A 22356-nucleotide genomic window follows, 5' to 3' on the forward strand; every position below is an offset into this window, starting at 1 on the left:
ATTAAAGTATAAACTTACAAATATAGTTTTCTAAAACAAAAAAAAATCGCAAAGCTTAAAAAACTTTGCGACTTTGCGCGAAATAAAAAAACTTATTTCACAAAATCAACTGCATGAGACAAAGCCTCAGCAATTCCGCTTGCATTCTTCCCTTTTCCAGATGCGAAGAAAGGTTGTCCTCCTCCGTTTCCTTCAATATATTTTCCTAATTCTTTGATAACAGTATTTGCATTTAAGCTTTTGCTTGCTACTAATTCTTTAGCGATATAACAGTGAATATTTGGCAAATCCTCTTCTACAGAAGCTAAAAACACAAACGAATCTGCTTTTGAACTTCCTAATGCAGAAGCCAGTTCTTTTGTCGAAGCCATGCTTAAATCTACTTGTTTCGCAAGGAAATTTACTCCATTTATTTCTTGGAAATCTTTCTCTAATTCCGTTTTTAAAGCATTTACTTTTTCTTTTAGTAATTGCTCAATTTGCTTTTTCAGTTTAGCATTATCATCTTGTAAAGAAGCCACTGATTTCAAAACATCTTGTGGATTTTTTAATGTTTCTTTAATTTCAGATAAAGTATTCTCTTGATTTTTATAGAAATCTTTTACTGCATCACCTGTAATCGCTTCAATACGACGAATTCCAGCCGCTACTGCACCTTCAGAAATAATTTTGAAATGCCAGATTTCTGCCGTGTTTTTCACGTGAATTCCACCACAAAGTTCTTTACTTTCACCAAATTCAATCATACGAACATTATCTCCGTATTTTTCTCCAAATAAAGCCATTGCACCCTTATCTAATGCTTCTTTAATCGGAATATTTCTGTGTTCTACTAATTGCAATTGTGCTTCAATTTGCGCATTTACACTTGCTTCAACCTGACGTAATTCTTCCTCTGAAACTTTAGAAAAATGCGAAAAGTCAAAACGCAAATAGTTAGGATTTACCAAGGAACCTTTTTGCTCAACGTGAGTTCCAAGAAGGTTTCTCAAAGCCAAATGCATTAAATGCGTAGCAGAGTGATTTTTAGAAGTTGAACTTCTTAAACCGGTATTTACTTTTGCTGTAAAACCAGCTTCAATATTTTCAGGCAATTGTTTTGCAAAATGCAAAATCAAATTGTTCTCTTTCTTCGTATCAATGATTTCGATCGTTTCATTTGCAGAAACTAAAGTTCCTTTATCCCCTACTTGTCCTCCACCTTCCGGATAAAAAGGTGTGTTGTCTAAAACGATTTGGTATAGAATTCCGTCTTTCTTAGAATCAACTTTACGGATTCTGGTGATTTTTACCTCGTTTTCTACTTTATCATATCCAACGAAAGTTTCTACATTTCCCGGAATCAAAATGGTCCAGTCTTCTGTTGAAACTTCTGATGCTGCACGTGAACGATTTTTTTGTTCCTGCATCGATGCATCAAATTCTGTTTCATTAAAAGACATTCCCTTTTCTTTCAGGATCAAAGCCGTCAAATCTTTAGGAAAACCAAAAGTATCGTACAATTCAAATGCTTTTGCTCCCGCGACTTCTGAACCTTTAGTTTGTGCAATTACGTTATCTAATAATTGTAAACCCTGATCAAGAGTTCTTAAGAAAGAAGCTTCTTCTTCACGAATTACATTGGTAACCAATTGTTGTTGCGATTTGATTTCAGGGAAAAATTCTCCCATTTGGTTTGCCAAAACTTCTACTAATTTATTGATAAAAGGTTCTTTTGTACCTAAAAATGTAAATCCGTAACGAATTGCACGACGTAAAATTCTGCGAATTACATAACCGGCTCCAGTGTTTGATGGTAATTGTCCGTCAGCAATTGCAAACGCAACCGCACGAACGTGATCTACCACAACACGAATCGCAATATTCGTTTTATTTTGTTCTTCACTGATGTTTTTAACTTCATCAGATGTATATTTTAGACCTGTAATTTGTTCTACTTTCTCGATAAGCGGTGTAAAAACATCGGTATCATAATTGGATGTTTTTCCTTGCAAAGCCATACACAAACGCTCAAATCCCATTCCGGTATCTACGTGTTGTGCAGGAAGTTTATCTAAAGATCCATCAGCTTTACGATTGAATTCCATGAATACATTATTCCAGATTTCTACCACTTGCGGATGATCATTATTTACTAAACTTTTTCCTGAAACTTTTGCTTTTTCCTCTTCTGAACGTAAATCAACGTGAATTTCAGAACAAGGTCCACAGGGTCCCTGATCTCCCATTTCCCAGAAATTATCTTTTTTATTTCCAAGGATAATTCGGTCCTCATCAATTAATGTTTTCCAGATATCCCAAGCTTCCTGATCAAAAGGAACATTGTCTTCTTTGCTTCCTTCAAAAACAGAAACATAAAGATTTTCCTTTGGAATTTTATACACTTCTGTCAAAAGTTGCCAAGCCCAATTGATCGCTTCTTTTTTGAAATAATCACCAAAAGACCAGTTGCCTAACATTTCGAACATGGTATGATGATAGGTATCAAAACCTACATCTTCAAGATCGTTATGTTTTCCGGAAACACGAAGACATTTTTGCGTATCGGCTATTCTTTTACTTTTTGGTGTTCCATTTCCTAAAAAGTATTCTTTGAACTGGGCCATTCCCGAGTTGTTGAACATTAAGGTTGGATCGTCTTTAAGTACAATAGGAGCCGACGGAACGATTAAGTGCCCGTTGCTTTTAAAAAAATCTAAAAATTGTTTACGTACGTCTTGTGATTTCATGTTATAATTAGAAATGTAATAATGTGATGATTTGATAATGTGTCAATTAGATAATTTACTTCATCTGAAAAATATGTTAATGTTATTTTTTAATTAGAAATTTACCGTTCAAAGTAATAAATTTCACTTTAAAGACATTATCTAATTATCAAATTGACACATTACCTAATTGTATTTTATTCTTGAAAAAAAGCTTAGAACAAGTGAAACATTTATTAAATTTGTTCGACTAACTCATTTTACAAGCTGCAAAAATAGGGTATTTTAAAATATGGCGAAAGTAAAATATTATTACGACTCAGAAAATCTGGCTTATACGAAAATAAAAACCAGGAAAAGAATCAAAATCGGCTACGCATTATTGTTTTTACTGGCTTCCGCGCTCTTTGGCTTTTTAGTTTTTGTACTCTTACTTAATACTCCATATTTTGAGACACCAAAGGATCGCTTACAAGCACGTGAAATCGAGAACCTGAAATTGCAATATGCCATTTTGAACAAAAAACTGGATGAAATCGATGATGTAACTGAGGCTTTAGAAAATAGGGACAATAATATTTACAGGGTTTATTTTAATAAAACTGAAATTCCGGATTCTATCAGAAAAGCAGGTTTTAGAGATTCTAAACGTTATAAAGACCTGGAAGGCTATAACAACTCGCAATTGGTACTAAACACGACAAAACGAATTGACAGATTATCAAAAGAATTAGCCATTCAGTCCAGATCATTAGATGAAATTTTGAAATTGGCCAGCACAAAAGGCAATCTATTATTGGCAATTCCCGCGATCCAGCCTGTCAGGAATGAGAATTTAAAACGAATGGCTTCCGGATTTGGCTATAGAACTGACCCTTTCACGAAAGTGCGAAAAATGCATAACGGAATGGATTTCACAGCCAATACAGGCGCTCCGGTTTATGCCACAGGCGATGGAGTGGTCGAAAGAGCCGATAACTCGGCTTCCGGATTTGGAAATCATGTTGTAATCAGGCACGGTTTTGGATACGAAAGTTTGTATGCACATTTGAGCAAATACAATTGCAGAGCCGGACAACACGTAAAAAGAGGTGATGTCATTGGATATGTTGGAAGTACCGGTAGATCCGAAGGTCCACATTGTCATTATGAAGTGCATAAAGACGGAAAAGTCGTGAATCCGCTCAACTTTTATTACGGAAATATATCGGCAGTAGAATACGTGGCGATATCACAAATGGCAAATCAGGAAAATCAGTCATTAGATTAATCCTCCAAAAAGTAGTATTTTTGGAATAAAATAGAAAATTAAAAATCATGCATATTGAGCTTTCAAAAGATAAAAGGTATTATAGCATTGGCGAAGTAGCCAAAGCTTTTAATGTCAATGCATCATTGATTCGGTTTTGGGATAGCGAATTCGATATCTTAAAACCTAAAAAGAACGCCAAAGGCAACAGAATGTTTACGCCGGATGATATCACTAATCTTCAATTAATTTATCACCTGGTTAAAGAAAGAGGTTTTACACTGGATGGTGCCAGAACGCATCTTAAAGAAGGTCAAAAGAAAACATTAGATAAATTCGAAATAATACGTAAATTAGAGACCATAAAAACACAATTAAACGAAATCAAGAACGAATTATAGTATATTTAGTAAAAAATTACAAACAAACTTAAATTAAAACGAATATGAAAAAATGGTTAATCCCCGTAGGAATTATAGTAGTACTGATTGCTATTATTGCTTTTTGGTCAATTGGAATTAAAAATACTGGTTTGCAAAAAAATCAGGCAGTTAACAAAGAATGGGGAAATGTTAGCACAACTTACCAAAGAAGAAATGATCTTATTGGAAATTTAGTTAATACTGTAAAAGGTGCTGCCGATTTTGAAAAATCAACTTTAACAGCGGTTATCGAAGCTCGTGCAAAAGCTACTTCTGTAACAATTGATCCGAGTAACGTAACTCCTGAGCAATTGGCTCAATACAACCAGGCTCAAAGTGGGGTATCATCTTCTTTATCAAGATTATTAGTTTCTGTTGAGCAATATCCTACATTAAAAGCAAATGAAAATTTCTTGAAATTACAGGATGAATTGGCTAGTACAGAAAATCAAATTTTAACAGCAAGAACTCGTTTTAACGAAGCTGTACAAGATTATAATGGTTATATACTTGCTATCCCAAACAAATGGTTCTTAGATTATAAAGAAAAACCATATTTTGAAGCTGTTGCAGGTGCTGATAAACCAGTTGAAGTAAAATTCTAAATTTAGATTGTTAGACTTCTTAGAATATAAGATTTAGTCTAAGAATCTAACATCAATAATCTATCCCGATAGCTATCGGGACTAAAATAATTTCGATGTCAAAAGTAGAAGATTTTTTATCCAAAGAAGAAGAACTAGATATTGTTGAAGCTATTCGCGTGGCTGAAAAAAATACTTCTGGCGAAATTAGAGTACATATAGAACAAACAACTTCTAAGGTTCCTTTTGACAGGGCTTTAGAAGTTTTTCATGAATTAAAAATGAATGAAACCCAACAAAAAAATGGGGTTTTATTTTATTTTGCCGTAGCCGATAAAACGTTTGCTATTTGCGGGGACAAAGGCATAAATGATGTTGTTGCACCAGATTTTTGGGATTCTACCAAAGATACCATGATCACACAATTTAAATCAGGAAACTTTAAGCAAGGCATTGTAGATGGCATTTTAAATGCCGGTGAACAATTAAAAAAGTACTTTCCATGGTCTGAAGGTGACACAAACGAATTATCAAACGAAATCTCAAAAGGATAAATAATGAAAATTTCCAAAAACAAAATATCTCATTCAAAAGGACTTTTTCAGTTTACCTTTTTGTTACTCGCTTTTTTTACTACCACTTGTATTTTTGCACAATTTACAATTCCGGAGAAACCAAGTCTTCAAACATCTGTTTATGATTATGCTAACGTTTTAAGCCCAACTGAAAAAGCACAGCTTGAAGAAAAACTAATTCGTTATTCAGATTCTACTACAACTCAAATTGTAGTAATTACAATAGAAAGCCTAAAAAGTGAAGATGTAAGTCAGCTGGCAACAAAATGGGGACAAACTTGGGGAATAGGAGGAACTGCAAAAGATGACAATGGTGTTGTAATTTTGTTGGCTAAAGCTGAAAAGAAAATTGCAATCAATCCCGGATACGGAGTTGAAGATCGTCTGACTGCCGGAATTGGTGGAACGATAATTCGAAATATTATTATTCCGGAGTTTAAAGCGGGAAGTTTTTATAACGGACTTGACAAAGGAACTGATGCCATAATTGATGTTTTTAAAGGAAAATTCAAGGGCGAACGCAAGCAAGCCAAAGGAAATGATTTTCCAATACTCCCTTTTATTGTAATTGTTGTAATTGTATTAATTTTACTGTCCCGAAATAAAGGCGGTGGAGGAAATTCAGGCAATAACAATGGTGGAGGCCCTAGCCTGCTCGATGTTATTCTTTTAAGTAGTCTTGGAAGAAGTAGCGGAGGCGGATTTGGAGGTTTCGGCGGAGGATCATCCGGTGGAGGTGGCGGAGGCTTTGGTGGAGGTTTTGGCGGAGGCGGATTCTCCGGTGGAGGTTCCAGCGGAGGCTGGTAAATAGATTTTGTTTCAAGTTTTTTTTTAGTTTCAGGTTTCAGGTTTTATGCTAATTTTTTTAGCTTAAATTTATAATTCATAATTTACAAATAATAATTCAATATAGATGTTATCACATAAAGCAAAATACGCCCTTAAGGCCTTACTTTATTTAGCAGAACAAGACGAAAATCACATTTCAAGAACGATAGAAATTGCTGATGGCGCCAATATTCCTAAAAAGTTTTTAGAGCAAATTTTATTGGATCTAAAACGAGGACGTTTTGTGAGTAGTAAGCAAGGAAAATTTGGCGGATATTATTTGATACGCTCCAAAAATGATATTACTTTGGCAGAAATTCACCGTTTATTTGACGGTGCAATTGCGCTTTTACCCTGTGCTTCGTTAAACTTTTACGAACCATGCTCCGATTGTAAAACCGAGGAAGAATGCAGTCTAAGACATGGTCTAATGATCATTCGTGACGAGACCCTTAAAGCAATGCAAGGCATTACAATCGCCTCATTAGTAAAGAAATAAAAAAATATTTCCTAATTCCTAGTAAATCTATAGAATTTACATATATTTGCAAAAAAAATCAACTAACCAATTTACAAATTTTAACCAATATGAAAGTAAATTACAATCGATCAGGTGTATCAAAAAATCTTTTGCAAAGAAACCAAAATAGTCAATTCACTACTTTGAAAAACAATACTTCTATGATGTGTATGTGCTGGTAAAAAAAATTTATTTTAAATTCTACTAATCACATATACTTACTATAAAAAATGAAAAATTCTATAAAAAATATACTTACAGTACTATCCATTTTAACTTTCTCATTATCATTTGCACAAAACATTGAAGGCGTAGTTAAAACTAGCGAAGGCACACCACTGGAAGCTGTTAACGTTGTTATAAAAGGAACAACATCCAATAGCACAACAGACAACAACGGAAAATTTATTATCGATACTAAAGGAAAACTTCCTTTGACTCTTTTAGTTCAATATGTAGGATACAAAACTACCGAAATTGAATTTACTGATCTGCCAACTTCTTTATTACCAGTAACACTTAAAGAAGAAAATGAACTTATAGAAGTTGTCGTTTCTTCAAGAAGAAGAATAGAAAAAGTTCAGGATGTGCCCATCGCAATATCTGTTATTACAGGTAAACAAGCGGAACAAACAGGAGCTTTTAACGTAAACCGTATCAAAGAATTGGTTCCATCAGTACAATTATATTCATCAAATCCCAGAAATACAGGTATCAACATTCGTAGTCTTGGTTCTCCTTTTGGGCTCACCAATGACGGTATTGATCCGGGAGTTGGGTTTTATGTAGATGGTGTGTATTATGCACGTCCCGCTGCAACAACTTTAGATTTTATTGATGTTGAACAAATTGAGGTATTGCGTGGACCACAAGGATCATTGTTTGGAAAAAATACTACTTCGGGTGCATTTAATATTACAACTCGTAAACCAAGTTTTACTTCAGGAGCTGATTTTGAACTGAGCTACGGAAACTATGCATTTCTACAAGCTAAAGCATCTGTTACAGGAGCGTTAGGAAAAAAGGTTGCAGGTCGTTTGTCTTTTTCAGGTACACAACGTGACGGTTTAATTGATAATGTTGTAACCGGAAGACCTACAAATACTCTAAACAACCAGGGAATCAGAGGTCAGTTACTTTGGACTCCAACAGTAAATACCAATATTATATTGGCTGCAGACATTACAACGCAACGTCCTGACGGATATGCACAAGTAGTTGCAGGTGTTGCTCCTACACAAAGACCTGCTTATCGTCAGTTTGATGCCATCATTAAAGATTTTAATTACCAACTACCTTCTTTAAATGCTTTTGACCGTAAAATAGATCATGATACGCCATGGCGATCAGGACAAGACATGGGAGGTATCTCTCTTAATATCGATACAAAGATCGGATCAGGAACACTTACCTCAACTACAGCCTGGCGTTTTTGGAATTGGGATCCATCAAATGACCGAGATTTTACAGGATTACAAGTATTGGCATTATCACAAAATCCAACAAGACAAACACAATTCACTCAAGAAGTTCGTTACGCAGGTCAACTTACAGAAAAAATTAGTGGTGTTGTAGGGGTATTCTTTATCGATCAAACCTCCCAAACAGACGGTACAGAAGAATCCGGTAATGCCCAATGGAGATTTGCACAAAGTACAACAAGTCCTTTATGGAAAACTCCAGGTCTTTTTGAAGGGTACGGAATCAAAACAGATGCTAATATCAGATCTTCAAGTGCGGCAGTATTTGGACAAATTGACTGGGCTATTACAGATCGTCTTCACGTTTTACCAGGTTTGAGATATAATTTTGATAAAAAAGACGCGCATTACGCTCGTACAACATACGGAGGTCTTCAAACTACTGATCCGGCACTACTGGCTTTGAAAAAATTAGTTTATTCTGATCAGGCATTTGATTCCAGCACTGACAATACTGACTTTTCAGGAAACTTAACTTTGACTTATAAAGTTTCAGATAAAATCAATGCTTACGCTACTTACGCAAAAAGTTACAAACCTGTTGGTGTGAATGTAGCCGGACTTCCAACCGATGCTAAAGGTGCGCCTTTATTGGATCTTGCAGTAATCAAACCGGAAAAAGTAAATCATTACGAAGTAGGTATAAAAACTTCTCCATTTAGAAACTCAGTATTCAACCTTGCTTTCTTTAATACAGACATTAAAGATTTCCAAACCAACGTACAAGCTGCTGAATTAGGTGTAAACCGTGGATATCTTGCCAATGCAGATAAAGTTCGTGTAAGAGGTGCTGAACTTGATGCCAGTTTTGTAATAAGCGAGCACTTAACAATTAATGGGGCTGCAACTTATACAGATGGTAAATATGTGAAATTTACAAATGCACCACTTCCTTTGGAAGAAACCGGAGCTCCGGTAGCTTTTAAAGATGTTTCCGGAACTGATTTACCAGGTGCATCAAAATGGGCAGGATCATTAGGAGGTGAATTATCTGACAGAGCTAAATTTTTCGGAAATTCAGGAAAGGTTTTTCTAGGTTTAGATTCATATGCACGTTCAGAATTCTCATCAAGTCCATCAGCTTCAAAATACTTAGTTGTTCCTGGTTATGCTATTTTCAACGCTCGTTTAGGTTTCCGCGCTTCTCAGGGTTTATCTGTTCACTTTTGGGGACGTAACCTTTTAAATAAAGATTACTACGAACAATTATTACCGGCTGGTGGAAACACAGGACAATATGCAGGAGTAATCGGTGATCAAAGAACTTATGGAATAACATTGAAATATTCGTTGTAAACACAGTTAGTTAGTTTAAATACACTAAAAACGAGGTAGGTTATAAAACTTACCTCGTTTTTTTATGCCAAAAAAGCATATAAGATTAGCTCAGATATTTAAACTTAACATATTAATCCAAAAACTTTTAGAGTCAATAATATCTATTAGGAAGGGATTAATTTTGCAATTATACTACAATTAATCAAAGATCTTAAGTTATTCCATCACGAAAAGCTGAGAAAATTCAATCTTTATACTTTGCAATCCTGCAACTTTAAAAAATAAATCAAATTAATGAAATGGGACAAATTTAAATATTTGTCCCATTTTTTTTTGTTTACTCATTAATCAATCGTACACCACATAAATGAACATTCATTGAAATTCTATGACGTCTTAATATACCCTATTTTATCATTTTTAAAACTTACAGAGCTTATTTACATTCTTTTATCCAGGTAATTTTGCATCGAATTTTCTGAAATCCAAAAAATTTCAGTAACCATAAATAAATATAATTATTAAAATTAAAAAATGAACAAAATGAACAAAGCGAAGCAGTTTCTTTACTTAAGTATAACCCTTGTACTGACAGTGTGTTTCCTATTAACTGGATGTAAAAAAAGTACTTCAGCAGAGACTGTCGGTTCTGTGAGTGAAAATACATCAGAAACCACGCGTTTTATAAATGGTACTTATGCTATCATGACAATGCAAAATCAAGGAGATTATAAACTAGTTGGCGGTCAGGAAAAAAATCCCTCTATTAAGCAATCCATAAAACAAATGCTTCAGCAATGGTGGTCAGTATCTGATTTAAATTCTGGTATGAAACAAGTACAGGAACTTACATCTGAAAATGGCATGCATAGTAAAGAATTTATTAACGAGATAAAAGAACTTGGTATTGATAAAATGTCTAAACAGGAATTTGATACTGAATTATCAAGTATTACAGATCCAGAGCAAAAAATTCATTTACAATTGTTGTATGATGCTTATAGTGATCTTGGCTATAACGCGATTGCAGGATGGGATCTGGGTAGAGCCAACTTCCTGTTAACTAGTTTTTATATAGCTGATTTCACCAATGAAAATACTGCCTTAGACAAATCGTTAGAAGTAGCTAAACGTATTCAAAAAACTTTTAAATCATGGGACGAATATAATAGAAGTTACATGTATGGCTATTTATACTGGAGCAATGAAAATCCAAAAGATCCATCTTCAAAATATGCGGAACGTCAAGGATTTATATCTGAATTAAAGAAAGATCCAAAAAGTCCTTTTCAATTAAAGTGGAACACAGAATTAAAAAAGGATTGGAAATAAAAATATTGTTTACGAAAAACAATTAATCACAAAAAAAAAAATAAAATTATGTCAGAATTAAAAATCCCCTTACTGTTTGAAAAAAATGAATACATAATTGATCAAAGGGCAAATCTTTTAAAGATAGGAAACACATATGATATCGTTGATACTGAAGGAAAAAAAATAGGTATTATTGACCAACAAATACCAGCATGGCACAAGTTATTATTACTTGTCTTAGACAAACAGGCATTTCCTTATACTTACCACTTTAAAGATGAAAAAGGTAACATTGGTGCAACTGTAAAAAGAGGATGGACCTATTTTATGTCTAAAATACAAATACTTGACGCTAATAATAATGTAATTGGCGTGATCAAAGAAAAATTTAACCTGATGGCACACAATACATTACTATTGAAGATAATAATGGTAACATAATAGCCAACATCAAATCTATTGATGCAGGTCTAAAGGCTTTTAATATCACAAACGCAAATGGGGCAAAAATGGGAACTATTGAAAAAAAGACGCAAGGAAAATTAATGGAAATGGCTGCGCAAGCACTAACTCTAAACAAAGATAAATATTTTGTAAATATAGATTTTGAATTTACAAATGACCCTAAAAAAATAATTGCTTTAGCAGGTTCTCTTGTGGTAGACATGACATTTAGAAATTAAAAAAAATCTCAATTAGATACCCTTTTTAGTAATATTAAAATAGTTTAGACAATAACGTTTGCATACTCAGTACTTGCAAAAACATACTCTAAACGAATAATGCAAACAACAAAAATTATTATGAGCGACACAACACATGGTGTAAGCATGCCTGAATACGCAGCCGCATTAGGAGCAATAACAACACATAACATTGATATTAATTTGATATTTAAAGCATTAAACATTGAATCTCAACAATGGACAGAAGTGTGCAATACTTATCAATTTTCAGCAATGACAGATATGGCAACGTACATGCAATACTTTGGCAACCCTTCATTATGCCCTAAATTCAGTAATCTCGTACAACCTCTTCCTTCAAGCACTAATACTTCAACAGCAAATTCATTTTTTGACCAGTTAATGAGTGGATTTTCAGATTTTGATATTGAGAGTGATGATGATGTTACAGAAGATGACACGCCTGTTGCAGATGACAAAAAACATTTACTTGCATTTGGTTCTATAATACTATATCAACATCCTGTAGAAACACTCCAAATTTATAGTTCTAAAAATGATTTGAAAGAAATGCTAGACAATGCATGGGAAATTACAAATACACAAGAGGCTATAGAAACACTTGACTGGCTTAAAGAAGCCGGACATCGAGATGAAGAAGTAGACACGCAAGATGAAGAAGTAAAAATAGCGATACAAGAGTACAGCAAAGCTTTATCACCTCAAATAAAATTAAATATAGATGCGGCTGGAAACTTTCAAGACGTGGATGCCTGGGATATTGAACGTATCGCTTCTGTAGCTCGCTATTGTTATGCTGCAGGTTATATAAATGAAGAAACTTGTTTTAAATATTTGGAAATTGCAAAAAACATGGCTACGGAAAGGTATAAAAATTGGTTCGAATATGCATCTTCTTTTATGACTGGACGTGCTGCTTTTTGGGGAAACAATCCTATTGCATTTGCATCTGCAATAAAAGAATCGCTACAAGACAAAAATAGTGTTTGGAATACAACGTGTATTGATTGGAAGAAATAGACTTAAATCAAATTATTCAATATTATAAACAATTAGTTGGTTTAAATACAGTAAAACTATGTAAGTTTAAAACTTACATAGTTTTTTATTTTAGATTGTAGATTTTAGATTTTTTGATTATCAAATTCGCTAAAGCTATTTTAAAACCTTTGTTGCTTGAACCTCTGCCTCTTTGAACCTTAAAAAAACCTACTCTTCTCTCTGCCTTCTCTTCCCTCCTTTTCCTTTTTCAGCACCTGCAAAATTTCCAATTTTATAACTTAGAGAAAACATGACATACCGTTTCAAAACTGTATTTTCTTCATCACGAATCGAGGTTGCCGAAATTGTTCTTGTAGCACTCAGGTTCTGATTCAGAACATCATAAACTTTTACTTTGGCATAGATTTTTTTATCAAAAAAACCATAGGACAAACTCGTATTCCATAAATAGAAATCTTTCTTGAAATTGCTGGAAATATTAGAATTATAGGTGTATCCAAAGTCATTCCCGAAAATTAAATTTGCCGGCCAGTAACTTGTCGTTTGCAAATTGATTCTGTGTACCACATTCGAACTTGCATCTCTTGAGGAATTTTCATAATTGGTTTGATTGTATGATAAACTATAAGATGGCGAAACAACCAGAAGTTCTCCGTATTCATAAGTCAGATTTACTTTTGGCGTAATTGCTGTTGATTTTGCGTTGTATAAAACAGCATTGGTAAACCCTTTATCAAAAGAATAACTACCGTTTAAACCAAAACCATATCTAAAAACGTGAGCATCCTTTTTTATAGATTGATTCCAGTTTCCACCAACCGAAGCCAAATAAGTACCCGAAATATTAACATAAGTTGTGGTTCTTTTTCCGCTATCATCATAAATAGAAGTAGAAACAACGTCATTATTATAATAATCTCCTTTTACATACAAACTATAACCGGAACGTGTTCGAAAATCATAATTTCTGAAACTAAAATTAGCACTATTTTTTTCAATAGGATTCAGATCCGGATTTCCTGTTATCGTATTCAACGGGTTCGTTAAATTTAATACCGGCATCAATTGAACTGCTGTAGGAAGAGCGTTTGAATAATCGTATTTGAATGATAAATTCTTAGAACGGCTAAATTTATACCTGATCTGAAAATCTCCATAAGGCAAAGCATATCGTTTATTAAGATCAGTAGCATTATTAAGATATAAAGAATGATTATCAAACTCCACAATAGCTGTTCTTGAATTCAGGTTAACGGTAAACTTGCTCTTCTGCCAGGTAATCCCCACCTTTGGGCTAAAGGAATTTTGCTTTGATGTCGTATAATTCGTCAAAGACTCATTTAAACTAGAGTAAGACTGTGTTGCAGCATCAAAATCAAATGTTTTCGCATCTTTCATTTCTTTAGTCCAGTCAAAATCAGATCCAAATCTAATTCGTAAAGAATCTGTTACTGGTTCTGTATATTCAAGCTCAAGCGAATAATTATCACTACTGTTATTATTTATACTTTTCTGGTTTCTATCGTCATTAGACTTACCATCCTGATAAAAAATAGTTTGAGAAAGATTTAATGTCTCTGCATCTGTCCTGGCATTGTTATTATCAAATACCACACTAAAATTACGGGACTTTTTCTTAAAAGCTTTATTGAAGTTAATCGTGTTCCCAAAAGTAGTATTTGTACTTTCTGAATAGGATTTGGCACTACTTTCATTCAGAGGTTCCCCATTTTCATCTTCAGAAAAACTAGACGAAGTCGAATTGCTATTCGAACGGGATTGATTGACTTTTGGCACAATTACCAATCGGGTCGTTGGATCAATTTTATATTCTAATTCAAAATTTACATTGTTTCCGGTACTTTCATTTCTTGTTTTAGAATCTGATGAAGTAGCAATATTTCCGGTTGGTAAAAAACTAACCTGATCAGATTTATTGTCATTATTATTAATCGAATTCGAAAAATTATAACTTCCCATTGCTGCCAGACTTTTAGACCAATCATCAGAATAATTAAGTCCCACTAAATTAGATTGCGTAATTCCTTTACCGCCTGAACTACTGCTATTGCCTTTACTGTTTCTCCCTCCTCCCATATTATCAAATACCTCATCTTGTGCAAATCCGGTAGAATTGATATTATTAGACGAAGCCAGCACACTTATCTTTTGTTTATTATTGAAAAAATTCAGAAGCAAACTACTTTCATAACGCTCATCAGAGCCGTATCCGCCAAGAATTTTACCAAAGTAGCCTTTGTTCTTCTTTTCATCAATTGTGATATTTATACTCGAATAATCCGAAGTCGATTCTTGTTTTGAAAGTTCCTCTTTCTTCGTTTTAAAATCCGAAACCTGAATTTTTTTGATAATTTCAGCAGGCAAATTCTTCAATGCTATAGCACCATCTTTATCAAAAAATGTTTTTCCGTTTACTAAAACCTGATTGACTTCCCTCCCATTTACGGTAATTTTACCATCAGTACCAACATCAAATCCCGGCAATTGCTTCAGTAAAGTCTCAACATTCGAATCTGGTCGGACTTTATAGGAACCTGCGTTAAACTCCAAAGTATCTTTTTTAATGGTAATGGGCGGCGCTTCACTTTTGATTACTACATTATCTAAAGCATTTGCAGCCTCAAGTAAATATAATTTACCAAAGTCTTTACTTTCCAGAAGTCCTTTTTCTTCCTCAAAATAGGGCTGATATCCCATATAATTCACCTTGAGAAAAATTGGTTTATCATATTTTTTGGTTTTTATACTAAAAGCCCCGTTTTTATCGGTTGTTGCATATTCGATGACGGTAGAATCTTTTACCGTTGTAAAATAAACGGTCGCCAACTCCAGTGGTAATTGTGTATTGATATCAATAACAGTTCCTTTAATAACAATATCATTCTGGGCATTGGCCGAATAACAAAAAAGAGAGAAAATTAGAAAATAATAAATTTTGGTCATAAAATGGTTAGTTAGAAACAATAAGACTCTAAAAGAGCCAAAAGGTTTAATTGTAATTTCAACATTTATTCAAATAGCATGCCATTTCGTTTGAAACAAATGATTTCAATTAAAAAGAAGACATAAAAAAAGTCCTCATTTCGAGGACTTTTAATTTTATTTTTCTCTGATATAAATATCGATTGGTACTCCTGAAAAGTCCCAATTTTCTCTAATCTTATTTTCAAGATATCTTTTGTATGGTTCCTTAACGTATTGTGGCATATTAGCAAAAAACACAAACTGAGGTGTTAAAGTTGGCAATTGCATACAATATTTAATTTTTACATATTTACCTTTTGTTGCCGGTGGCGGATAAGCTTCAATCACTTTCAACATAAATTCATTGAATTTAGAGGTTGGGATTCTTTGCTTTCTATTTTCAAAAACCTGAACAGTAGCTTCTAATGCTTTCAATAAACGTTGTTTCGTTAAAGCCGAAACGAACAAAATTGGCACATCTGTAAAAGGCATTAATTCTCGTTTGATTTTCTCTTCATAATCACGAGTCGACATGGTATCTTTTTCAACCAAATCCCATTTATTTACTAAGATTACAACACCTTTACGATTTTTTTCAGCCAACCAGAAAATACTTTGATCCTGACCTTCAAATCCACGAGTAGCATCAATCACTAAAATACAAATATCTGCATGCTCAATCGCACGAACAGAACGCATTACAGAGTAAAATTCTAAATCTTCCTTAACTTTTGCTTTACGACGGATTCCCGCAGTATCAACCAGGTTAAATTCAAAACCAAAACGGTCGAATTTTGTATCAATTGCATCACGGGTTGTTCCTGCAATATCTGTTACCATAAAACGTTCTTTACCAATTAAAGCATTGATAAAGCTTGATTTCCCTGCATTAGGACGCCCTACAACAGCAAAACGAGGCAAAACAACTTCTTCCTGAACGGGTTCGGGTTTCACCGGAAATGAGTCGATTAAAGCATCTAATAAATCTCCTGTTCCGCTTCCTGATATACTTGCAAATGTGAAATATTCTCCTAAACCAAGGTTATAAAACTCAATTGCATCTTTCTCACGCATTGCGTTATCTACCTTATTCACCGCCAATAAAACCGGTTTAGTTACTTTACGCAACAAACGGGCTACAACATCATCCATTGGTGTAATACCTTCCTCAACATCAACCACAAAAATAATAACATCAGCTTCGTCGATAGCTAATTCTACTTGCTTGCGGATTTCTCCCTCAAATACGTCATCAGAACCACGAACGTATCCGCCGGTATCAATTACAGAAAATTCTTTTCCGTTCCACTCGCTTTTACCATAGTTTCTGTCTCTGGTAACTCCAGAAACTGAATCTACAATAGCTTCTCTTCTTTGTATCAGCCTATTAAAAAGGGTTGATTTCCCTACATTAGGTCTTCCTACTATCGCAACAATGTTATTCATTTTTGTAAATTTTAGACTTTGGACTTTCGATTTCAGACTTTAGTTTCCTAAAATTCTATCACTTATAATTCCAAAATGCTTTATTTTAATTTTTTGCAAAGGTAGGTAAAAAAGTGACTAAGTCGCTAAGTTTCTAAGTACCTAAGTTTTTATATTTTTCAGGAGCTCTTTCCTGCTATCCGTTTCAATCTTTTGTTCCGCTAAAGCTCCACAAAAGGATTTCCACTTCTATCAGGGCTAGTCTTCAGTTTTCAGTATCAATTTTCAGTTATATACTAACCCTTTCACATTTCAAAACTTGAAACCTGAAACAAACTTAACTCTATTGATTATAACCAAACCTTTTAAGCATATTGGCATTGCTTCTCCAGTTTTTATTCACCTTTACAACTAATTCAATGTGAATTTGTTTACCAAAGAATTTCTCTAAATCAGCACGAGCATCGGTTCCTACTTTTTTAATAGCAGCGCCTTTATGTCCGATGATGATTCCTTTTTGAGTTTCGCGTTCTACCATAATGATCGAACGGATTCTGATAATTTTTTCATCTTCAAAAAATTCTTCCGTAACGATTTCAACCGCGTATGGAATCTCTTTGCTGTAGTTCAATAAGATTTTTTCACGAATCGTTTCGTTTACGAAAAAACGTTCCGGCTTGTCTGTTAATTGATCTTTTGGGTAATATGCCGGAGATTCTGGTAACAATTCAATGATTCTTCCAAAAACTTCAGGAACATTAAAATTCTGTAAAGCCGAGATTGGGAAAATTTCCGCGTTTGGCACTTTGGCTGTCCAGAATGCTACTTGCTCTTCTAATTGTTCCTGGTTCGAGTTGTCGATTTTATTCAACAACAGTAAAACCGGAATTTTAGCATGAATGATTTTATTAAAGAAAGCTTCATCTTTTAAGTCCTGCTCTCCTATTTCGACCATATAAACCAGAATATCAGCATCTTCAAAAGCCGATTTTACAAAGTTCATCATCGATTCCTGCATTTCATAAGCGGGTTTGATGATTCCGGGAGTATCCGATAATATAAGTTGAAAATCTTCGCCATTTACGATTCCAAGAATACGATGACGGGTTGTTTGTGCTTTTGATGTAATGATGGATAATCTTTCTCCAACAAAGGCGTTCATCAATGTTGATTTTCCAACGTTTGGATTCCCGATGATGTTTACAAAACCTGCTTTATGTGACATTTGTGTATTATTTAATTTGCAAAGGTAGTCATATCAACTCAATACAGAAAATAAAACATTTTTTAAAGTTTTCGTTGGATTTCTAGAAAATCGGCGTATCTTTGCACCCGAAACAACGCGGGATAGAGCAGTAGGCAGCTCGTCGGGCTCATAACCCGAAGGTCACAGGTTCGAGTCCTGTTCCCGCTACTAAGACAAAAAGCTTCAGAGAAATCTGGAGCTTTTTTTTGTTTAATTAAATTATTCCAGGAAATAGAAAAAGTCAGAGACTTTTATAAGGTTTAAATTTCTAAGAAGCAAAAAAAATGGCGCAAAGTCAGAGACGTTTGCGAAGCTTTTCATGAGAACAATTCGGAAAATGGAGGTTTGGATTAAATTAAGCCCATCATTCGGATTTGCTAATCATCTCAATAAAAAAACGATTTTCCTTATAATCAATTACCAAAATCTTTTATAGCAATTGTTAGCAATAGTGCCGATTATTTCTCAAAATTCCATAAATCCAGCCTAGTGATATTTTTTATTGTTCCTCCAAACATTCCCATATGACCTCTGGAATTCATGTCAAAAGTTCCCACGATTATTACATATTTTTTACTGTAATCATTTAAATTTTTCTTTTCAACAATTTCTTTTGAGAAGTTAACCCAAAAACCATTATTGGATATTCCTTTTGAGTAATCTTCTTTGTGTAAATAAATTGCATTTCCTTCAAATTCCAAATTTAAATATCCTATAACTTGAATTTGTTTTCCATCATATTTTTCTGGAGTTGAAATTAACCTTATTAGCGATATGTCAAATTCATGAAAAGGTATAGCTTGTTCTTTTTCACTTTTTGTTTTTTTAGCAGTTGTTTTATTCTGTGAAAAAGCGTTTAATGAAAATGCCAATAAAATTAAAACGATATATCTCATGTTGTACAATTTTGTTTGTCGATTAGGCATTACTGCTAAAATTCTGCCGCTTGGCGTAGTTAGGGAATAAAGATGCAAGATTTTTGGTTTAAACACAAACTCCTCAAATAGAAAACTATCTTTAAATGAAGCCTAAAACCCTAGCTTACCAAGCGACTGTTAGCGTTGGTTGTTTTCTGGTGTTTTGATTTCATTTTTATATTCTTCCTTATATTCTCCATTTTCATCAAACTTACTTTCGAATTGTCTATAATTGATGTTTCCAAAAATAGCATTCGATTTATTAATTCCCATAGAAAGTCGTAATTGAGTTTTATAATTTCCTTTAAAATTTGGCACTAGTGTTATGGCTATTTCTGTTGGAGGCAAAATGATTGTGCCAACCCCATTTCCACACATATAGACAAATCTTTCTTGTATAGGTTCCCATTTACCCAATCTATTTTTCGCTTCCAAAATCAAAGGGATTCTATCTCCAAAACCAATTGGGATGGTATCTTTTGTTCTATTTCTTAATAGCGCAATATAAAAATTATTAATTTTTTTAGAGCTTATTTGAATTTCAACTTTTTGCTCTTGCATAAATGAATAACGATTCTTTTTGTCCCATTCAATATAATATTCTGCGTTTGGAAGTTGTCGCTTTTCAATTTTTGAGCATTTCTTTCTATTCTCCTGAAATTCAGCAATTGAAAAAGATTCTATCTCTAATGATATAGAATCTTTCAATTTTCCTATATAGTTAAAATTATAGTTTGCAGTAGAAATCCAAGTAGGGCTTTCTTCATCAAAAAGGGATTCATATTTTAAATTCAAAGGATTTACTATTGTAGGAAATACAGTTAAAGGTTCGCTTTTGGGTTTATTTTTTTTACCTTCATTTTTACACCCAAAAAAGAATACGAAAATGGCTAAAATTAAATATAATCGTTTCATAAAGTTTGTTTACAATGACCGCCAACTTATTTACATGTGTGACAAAACAACAAAGCCATCTAAATTTGAGTAGATATGTGTGATAAATTTCATACATTATTTATTTTCAAATATGTATTTTTTTGACTACAAATTATTAAAAGCACTTTTAATTTGATTGATGCTTTTTGACATTTATGTGAGTGACTATGCGAACAAAATACAAAGAAAAAAATTAAGATGTACATCCTAAAATACTGTAATAATCCAAAATCATCTGGTTAGATATTTGAATACTTCCCGTTACTAAAGAAAAATACCATTTGAAAAAGTAGACTGCCCCAAAAAGGTAGACACTATTTGGGATATTTTCATGAAAACATCTCGGAAAGCGGGAGAACTTTGTGTCAATTATGAAGTTTTAGTGATGTTGAACCGACATTTAGCAACATAATACCAACCATTCTGCAAGAATATTTTATATCTTCCGAAAAAAATCAAAAATTAAAACCAAACTTTCAGAATGAAATATTTTTTTTCAATTTTAACACTATTTACTTTAATTAGCTGTTCAAGTCCTAATGAAGAAGAAGTTCAAAATCCAGATCCAGCTACTCAAACCCCAACAATTCAAAGCATTTCGACTAGTTCAACTAATATAGGCGATACTATTATAATTAATGGACAAAACTTTGACCCAAATTCAACTTATACTATTACTTTTAATGGTACTAATGGTAAAATTACTAAAATTACTTCAACTACAATAAGTGTTATAGTTCCGGTTGGTACAACTTCTGGTCAGCTTCAATTAACTGCAAATGGTATAACAGTTAACGCAGGTTATATTTCTATAATTGGTCAAAATCGTTTATTCGCATACAAACAATACGGAGAAATTGTTGAATTAAATTCTGTTACAGGTGTAGAAACCAAAACCCTGATATACGGTACAGGATCTGATTATTTAACTGAATTAAAATATTTTGCTCCAACAAATGAAATTATTGGACAAGGATTTGTTTCAAATAACAATGGAACTAACACTTACAAACTTTTTAAAGTAAAACTTGCAGACAAAACGATAACAGAAATGACTTATGCAGGCTATGACCAATTGATCGCAACAACGACAGGAAAATTATATGGGTACAAATTATATAAAGGTATTATTGAATTAAATCCAAATACAGGTTCCGAAATTGGAAGCTTAATAAATACAGGAAGCGATCAACTTTATGGATTAATTTACAATGCTCAAACAAATGAAATAATGGGAGATAAAGGACTACTTGACAATAATGGAAAAAATATCCATAAACTTTGCAAGATAAAACTTTCTGATAATTCAATAACTGAGAATATTTATTACGGCTATGACGAATTAATTCCTGCAACCAATGGAAAATTATATGCCTTTAGAGCAACTCAAAAAATAGTTGAACTCAATCCTGCTACTGGTACAGAAATCAAAACTTTAATAAATATTAGTGACGCACATATAAGTAATCTCACTTATTACCCGCAAACAAATCAAATAATAGGAAAGAAAATTATATATAATGATGGAATTCCCACATGTAAACTTTTAAAATTAAACCTGACAAATAATTCATTATCTGAAAATAACATTATTAAAGATGATTACAACTATTTTATTGTAACAGATTAAAAACGATCATCCAGCAGCAATAGCTGTTACACCACCTCAAAAAAGATTTGTTTTTAAAATAAATTCCTAAAAACCAACCTTGTTTGCTAAAATGTCGTAATAACCCAAGATAATCTGGTTAGATATTTGAATACTTGCCTCTACTAAGAAAAAGCTTCAGATTTCTCTGAAGCTTTTTTCGTTTTATTAGTTAAAAACTACTTTAGTGAGCATTCATTTTTTTTTACTTCTTTAGGATTATAGCCGCGAAACCAGAATGTATCCCCAGAGCATTTCATTAGAAAATCTTCAGACAACACACATCTTAGAAAAATATTCAAAAATACAATCGATAAACCGTAAAAATATTCTTTCAAAAAAATAAATTCTAATAAAATTCTCAAATTTAATAAAAGTTAAAAAATCTTCTTTATCCCGTTTTTCATGTAAAATAACCCATTATTATTCAAACCAATACATCTTCATTAACCCAATCTGTTTACGCATAATTATTTTTAAATATGATATTTCCAGCATAACCAGAGGAAAAAAAATTAAATTATTTTTTGT

18 protein-coding genes and 1 tRNA gene are annotated in these 22356 nt (G+C 33.2%); 13 read left to right on the forward strand and 6 right to left on the reverse strand.

The annotated features are described in order from the left end of the window. Positions 1–92 precede the first annotated feature (92 nt). Entirely contained in the window at positions 93–2729 is a 2637-nt protein-coding gene (alaS, locus tag ACQY44_RS20325) for an alanine--tRNA ligase (protein WP_428232101.1), read from the reverse strand. Positions 2730–3000: 271 nt separating this feature from the next. Here alaS and ACQY44_RS20330 point away from each other — a divergent pair, with 271 nt between their 5' ends. From ACQY44_RS20330 to ACQY44_RS20380, 11 genes are all read left to right on the forward strand, one after another. Next, positions 3001–3978, forward strand: a complete 978-nt coding sequence (locus ACQY44_RS20330) for a M23 family metallopeptidase (RefSeq protein ID WP_428232102.1) — start codon at positions 3001–3003, stop codon at positions 3976–3978. A 47-nt stretch (positions 3979–4025) separates the two neighbouring features. Next, complete coding sequence (locus ACQY44_RS20335; RefSeq protein WP_072959557.1) at positions 4026–4358, forward strand: MerR family transcriptional regulator; 333 nt, start codon at positions 4026–4028, stop codon at positions 4356–4358. 44 nt (positions 4359–4402) lie between these two features. Then, positions 4403–4984: a LemA family protein gene (locus ACQY44_RS20340; RefSeq protein WP_428232103.1), complete on the forward strand. Its 582-nt coding sequence runs from the start codon at positions 4403–4405 to the stop codon at positions 4982–4984. Positions 4985–5079: 95 nt separating this feature from the next. Beyond that, the gene (locus ACQY44_RS20345) at positions 5080–5517 is read left to right on the forward strand and encodes a TPM domain-containing protein (RefSeq protein WP_428232104.1); all 438 of its coding nucleotides are present in this window, start codon (positions 5080–5082) and stop codon (positions 5515–5517) included. A 3-nt stretch (positions 5518–5520) separates the two neighbouring features. After that, positions 5521–6345 carry a TPM domain-containing protein gene (locus tag ACQY44_RS20350; RefSeq protein ID WP_428232105.1) on the forward strand — a complete coding sequence of 275 codons (825 nt, stop codon included), beginning with the start codon at positions 5521–5523 and terminating at the stop codon, positions 6343–6345. Between the two features lie 106 nt (positions 6346–6451). After that, positions 6452–6865 (forward strand): RrF2 family transcriptional regulator, encoded by a 414-nt coding sequence (locus ACQY44_RS20355; RefSeq protein ID WP_041517419.1) that lies wholly within the window; start codon positions 6452–6454, stop codon positions 6863–6865. A 251-nt stretch (positions 6866–7116) separates the two neighbouring features. Then, complete coding sequence (locus tag ACQY44_RS20360) at positions 7117–9663, forward strand: TonB-dependent receptor (RefSeq protein WP_428232106.1); 2547 nt, start codon at positions 7117–7119, stop codon at positions 9661–9663. A 525-nt stretch (positions 9664–10188) separates the two neighbouring features. Further along, complete coding sequence (locus ACQY44_RS20365) at positions 10189–10977, forward strand: DUF1266 domain-containing protein (protein ID WP_428232107.1); 789 nt, start codon at positions 10189–10191, stop codon at positions 10975–10977. A 48-nt stretch (positions 10978–11025) separates the two neighbouring features. Next, complete coding sequence (locus ACQY44_RS20370; protein ID WP_428232108.1) at positions 11026–11400, forward strand: hypothetical protein; 375 nt, start codon at positions 11026–11028, stop codon at positions 11398–11400. 68 nt (positions 11401–11468) lie between these two features. Further along, positions 11469–11642: a hypothetical protein gene (locus ACQY44_RS20375; protein ID WP_428232109.1), complete on the forward strand. Its 174-nt coding sequence runs from the start codon at positions 11469–11471 to the stop codon at positions 11640–11642. Between the two features lie 99 nt (positions 11643–11741). Then, a complete protein-coding gene (locus ACQY44_RS20380; protein WP_428232110.1) occupies positions 11742–12686 on the forward strand; it encodes a DUF1266 domain-containing protein in 945 nt (314 codons plus the stop codon). A 189-nt stretch (positions 12687–12875) separates the two neighbouring features. Here ACQY44_RS20380 and ACQY44_RS20385 read toward each other — a convergent pair whose 3' ends face one another. The 3 genes from ACQY44_RS20385 to era form a co-directional block, all read right to left on the reverse strand. Further along, complete coding sequence (locus ACQY44_RS20385) at positions 12876–15632, reverse strand: outer membrane beta-barrel protein (protein ID WP_428232111.1); 2757 nt, start codon at positions 15630–15632, stop codon at positions 12876–12878. 156 nt (positions 15633–15788) lie between these two features. Continuing rightward, positions 15789–17099, reverse strand: a complete 1311-nt coding sequence (gene der / locus ACQY44_RS20390) for a ribosome biogenesis GTPase Der (RefSeq protein ID WP_393050323.1) — start codon at positions 17097–17099, stop codon at positions 15789–15791. 322 nt (positions 17100–17421) lie between these two features. Beyond that, positions 17422–18303 (reverse strand): GTPase Era, encoded by an 882-nt coding sequence (gene era, locus ACQY44_RS20395; protein WP_428232112.1) that lies wholly within the window; start codon positions 18301–18303, stop codon positions 17422–17424. Between the two features lie 116 nt (positions 18304–18419). On the opposite strand from era, the gene ACQY44_RS20400 reads away from it, so the two are divergent. After that, positions 18420–18492 (forward strand) — tRNA-Met (locus tag ACQY44_RS20400). A gap of 290 nt (positions 18493–18782) precedes the next feature. Here the strand turns inward: ACQY44_RS20400 and ACQY44_RS20405 are convergent. Then, positions 18783–19220 carry a hypothetical protein gene (locus ACQY44_RS20405; protein WP_428232113.1) on the reverse strand — a complete coding sequence of 146 codons (438 nt, stop codon included), beginning with the start codon at positions 19218–19220 and terminating at the stop codon, positions 18783–18785. 159 nt (positions 19221–19379) lie between these two features. Beyond that, entirely contained in the window at positions 19380–20156 is a 777-nt protein-coding gene (locus tag ACQY44_RS20410; RefSeq protein WP_428232114.1) for a hypothetical protein, read from the reverse strand. Positions 20157–20658: 502 nt separating this feature from the next. Here ACQY44_RS20410 and ACQY44_RS20415 point away from each other — a divergent pair. Beyond that, complete coding sequence (locus ACQY44_RS20415) at positions 20659–21807, forward strand: IPT/TIG domain-containing protein (protein WP_428232115.1); 1149 nt, start codon at positions 20659–20661, stop codon at positions 21805–21807. The last annotated feature ends 549 nt before the right edge of the window (positions 21808–22356 follow it).

Source organism: Flavobacterium sp. (assembly GCF_965277525.1).
GTDB lineage: Bacteria > Bacteroidota > Bacteroidia > Flavobacteriales > Flavobacteriaceae > Flavobacterium.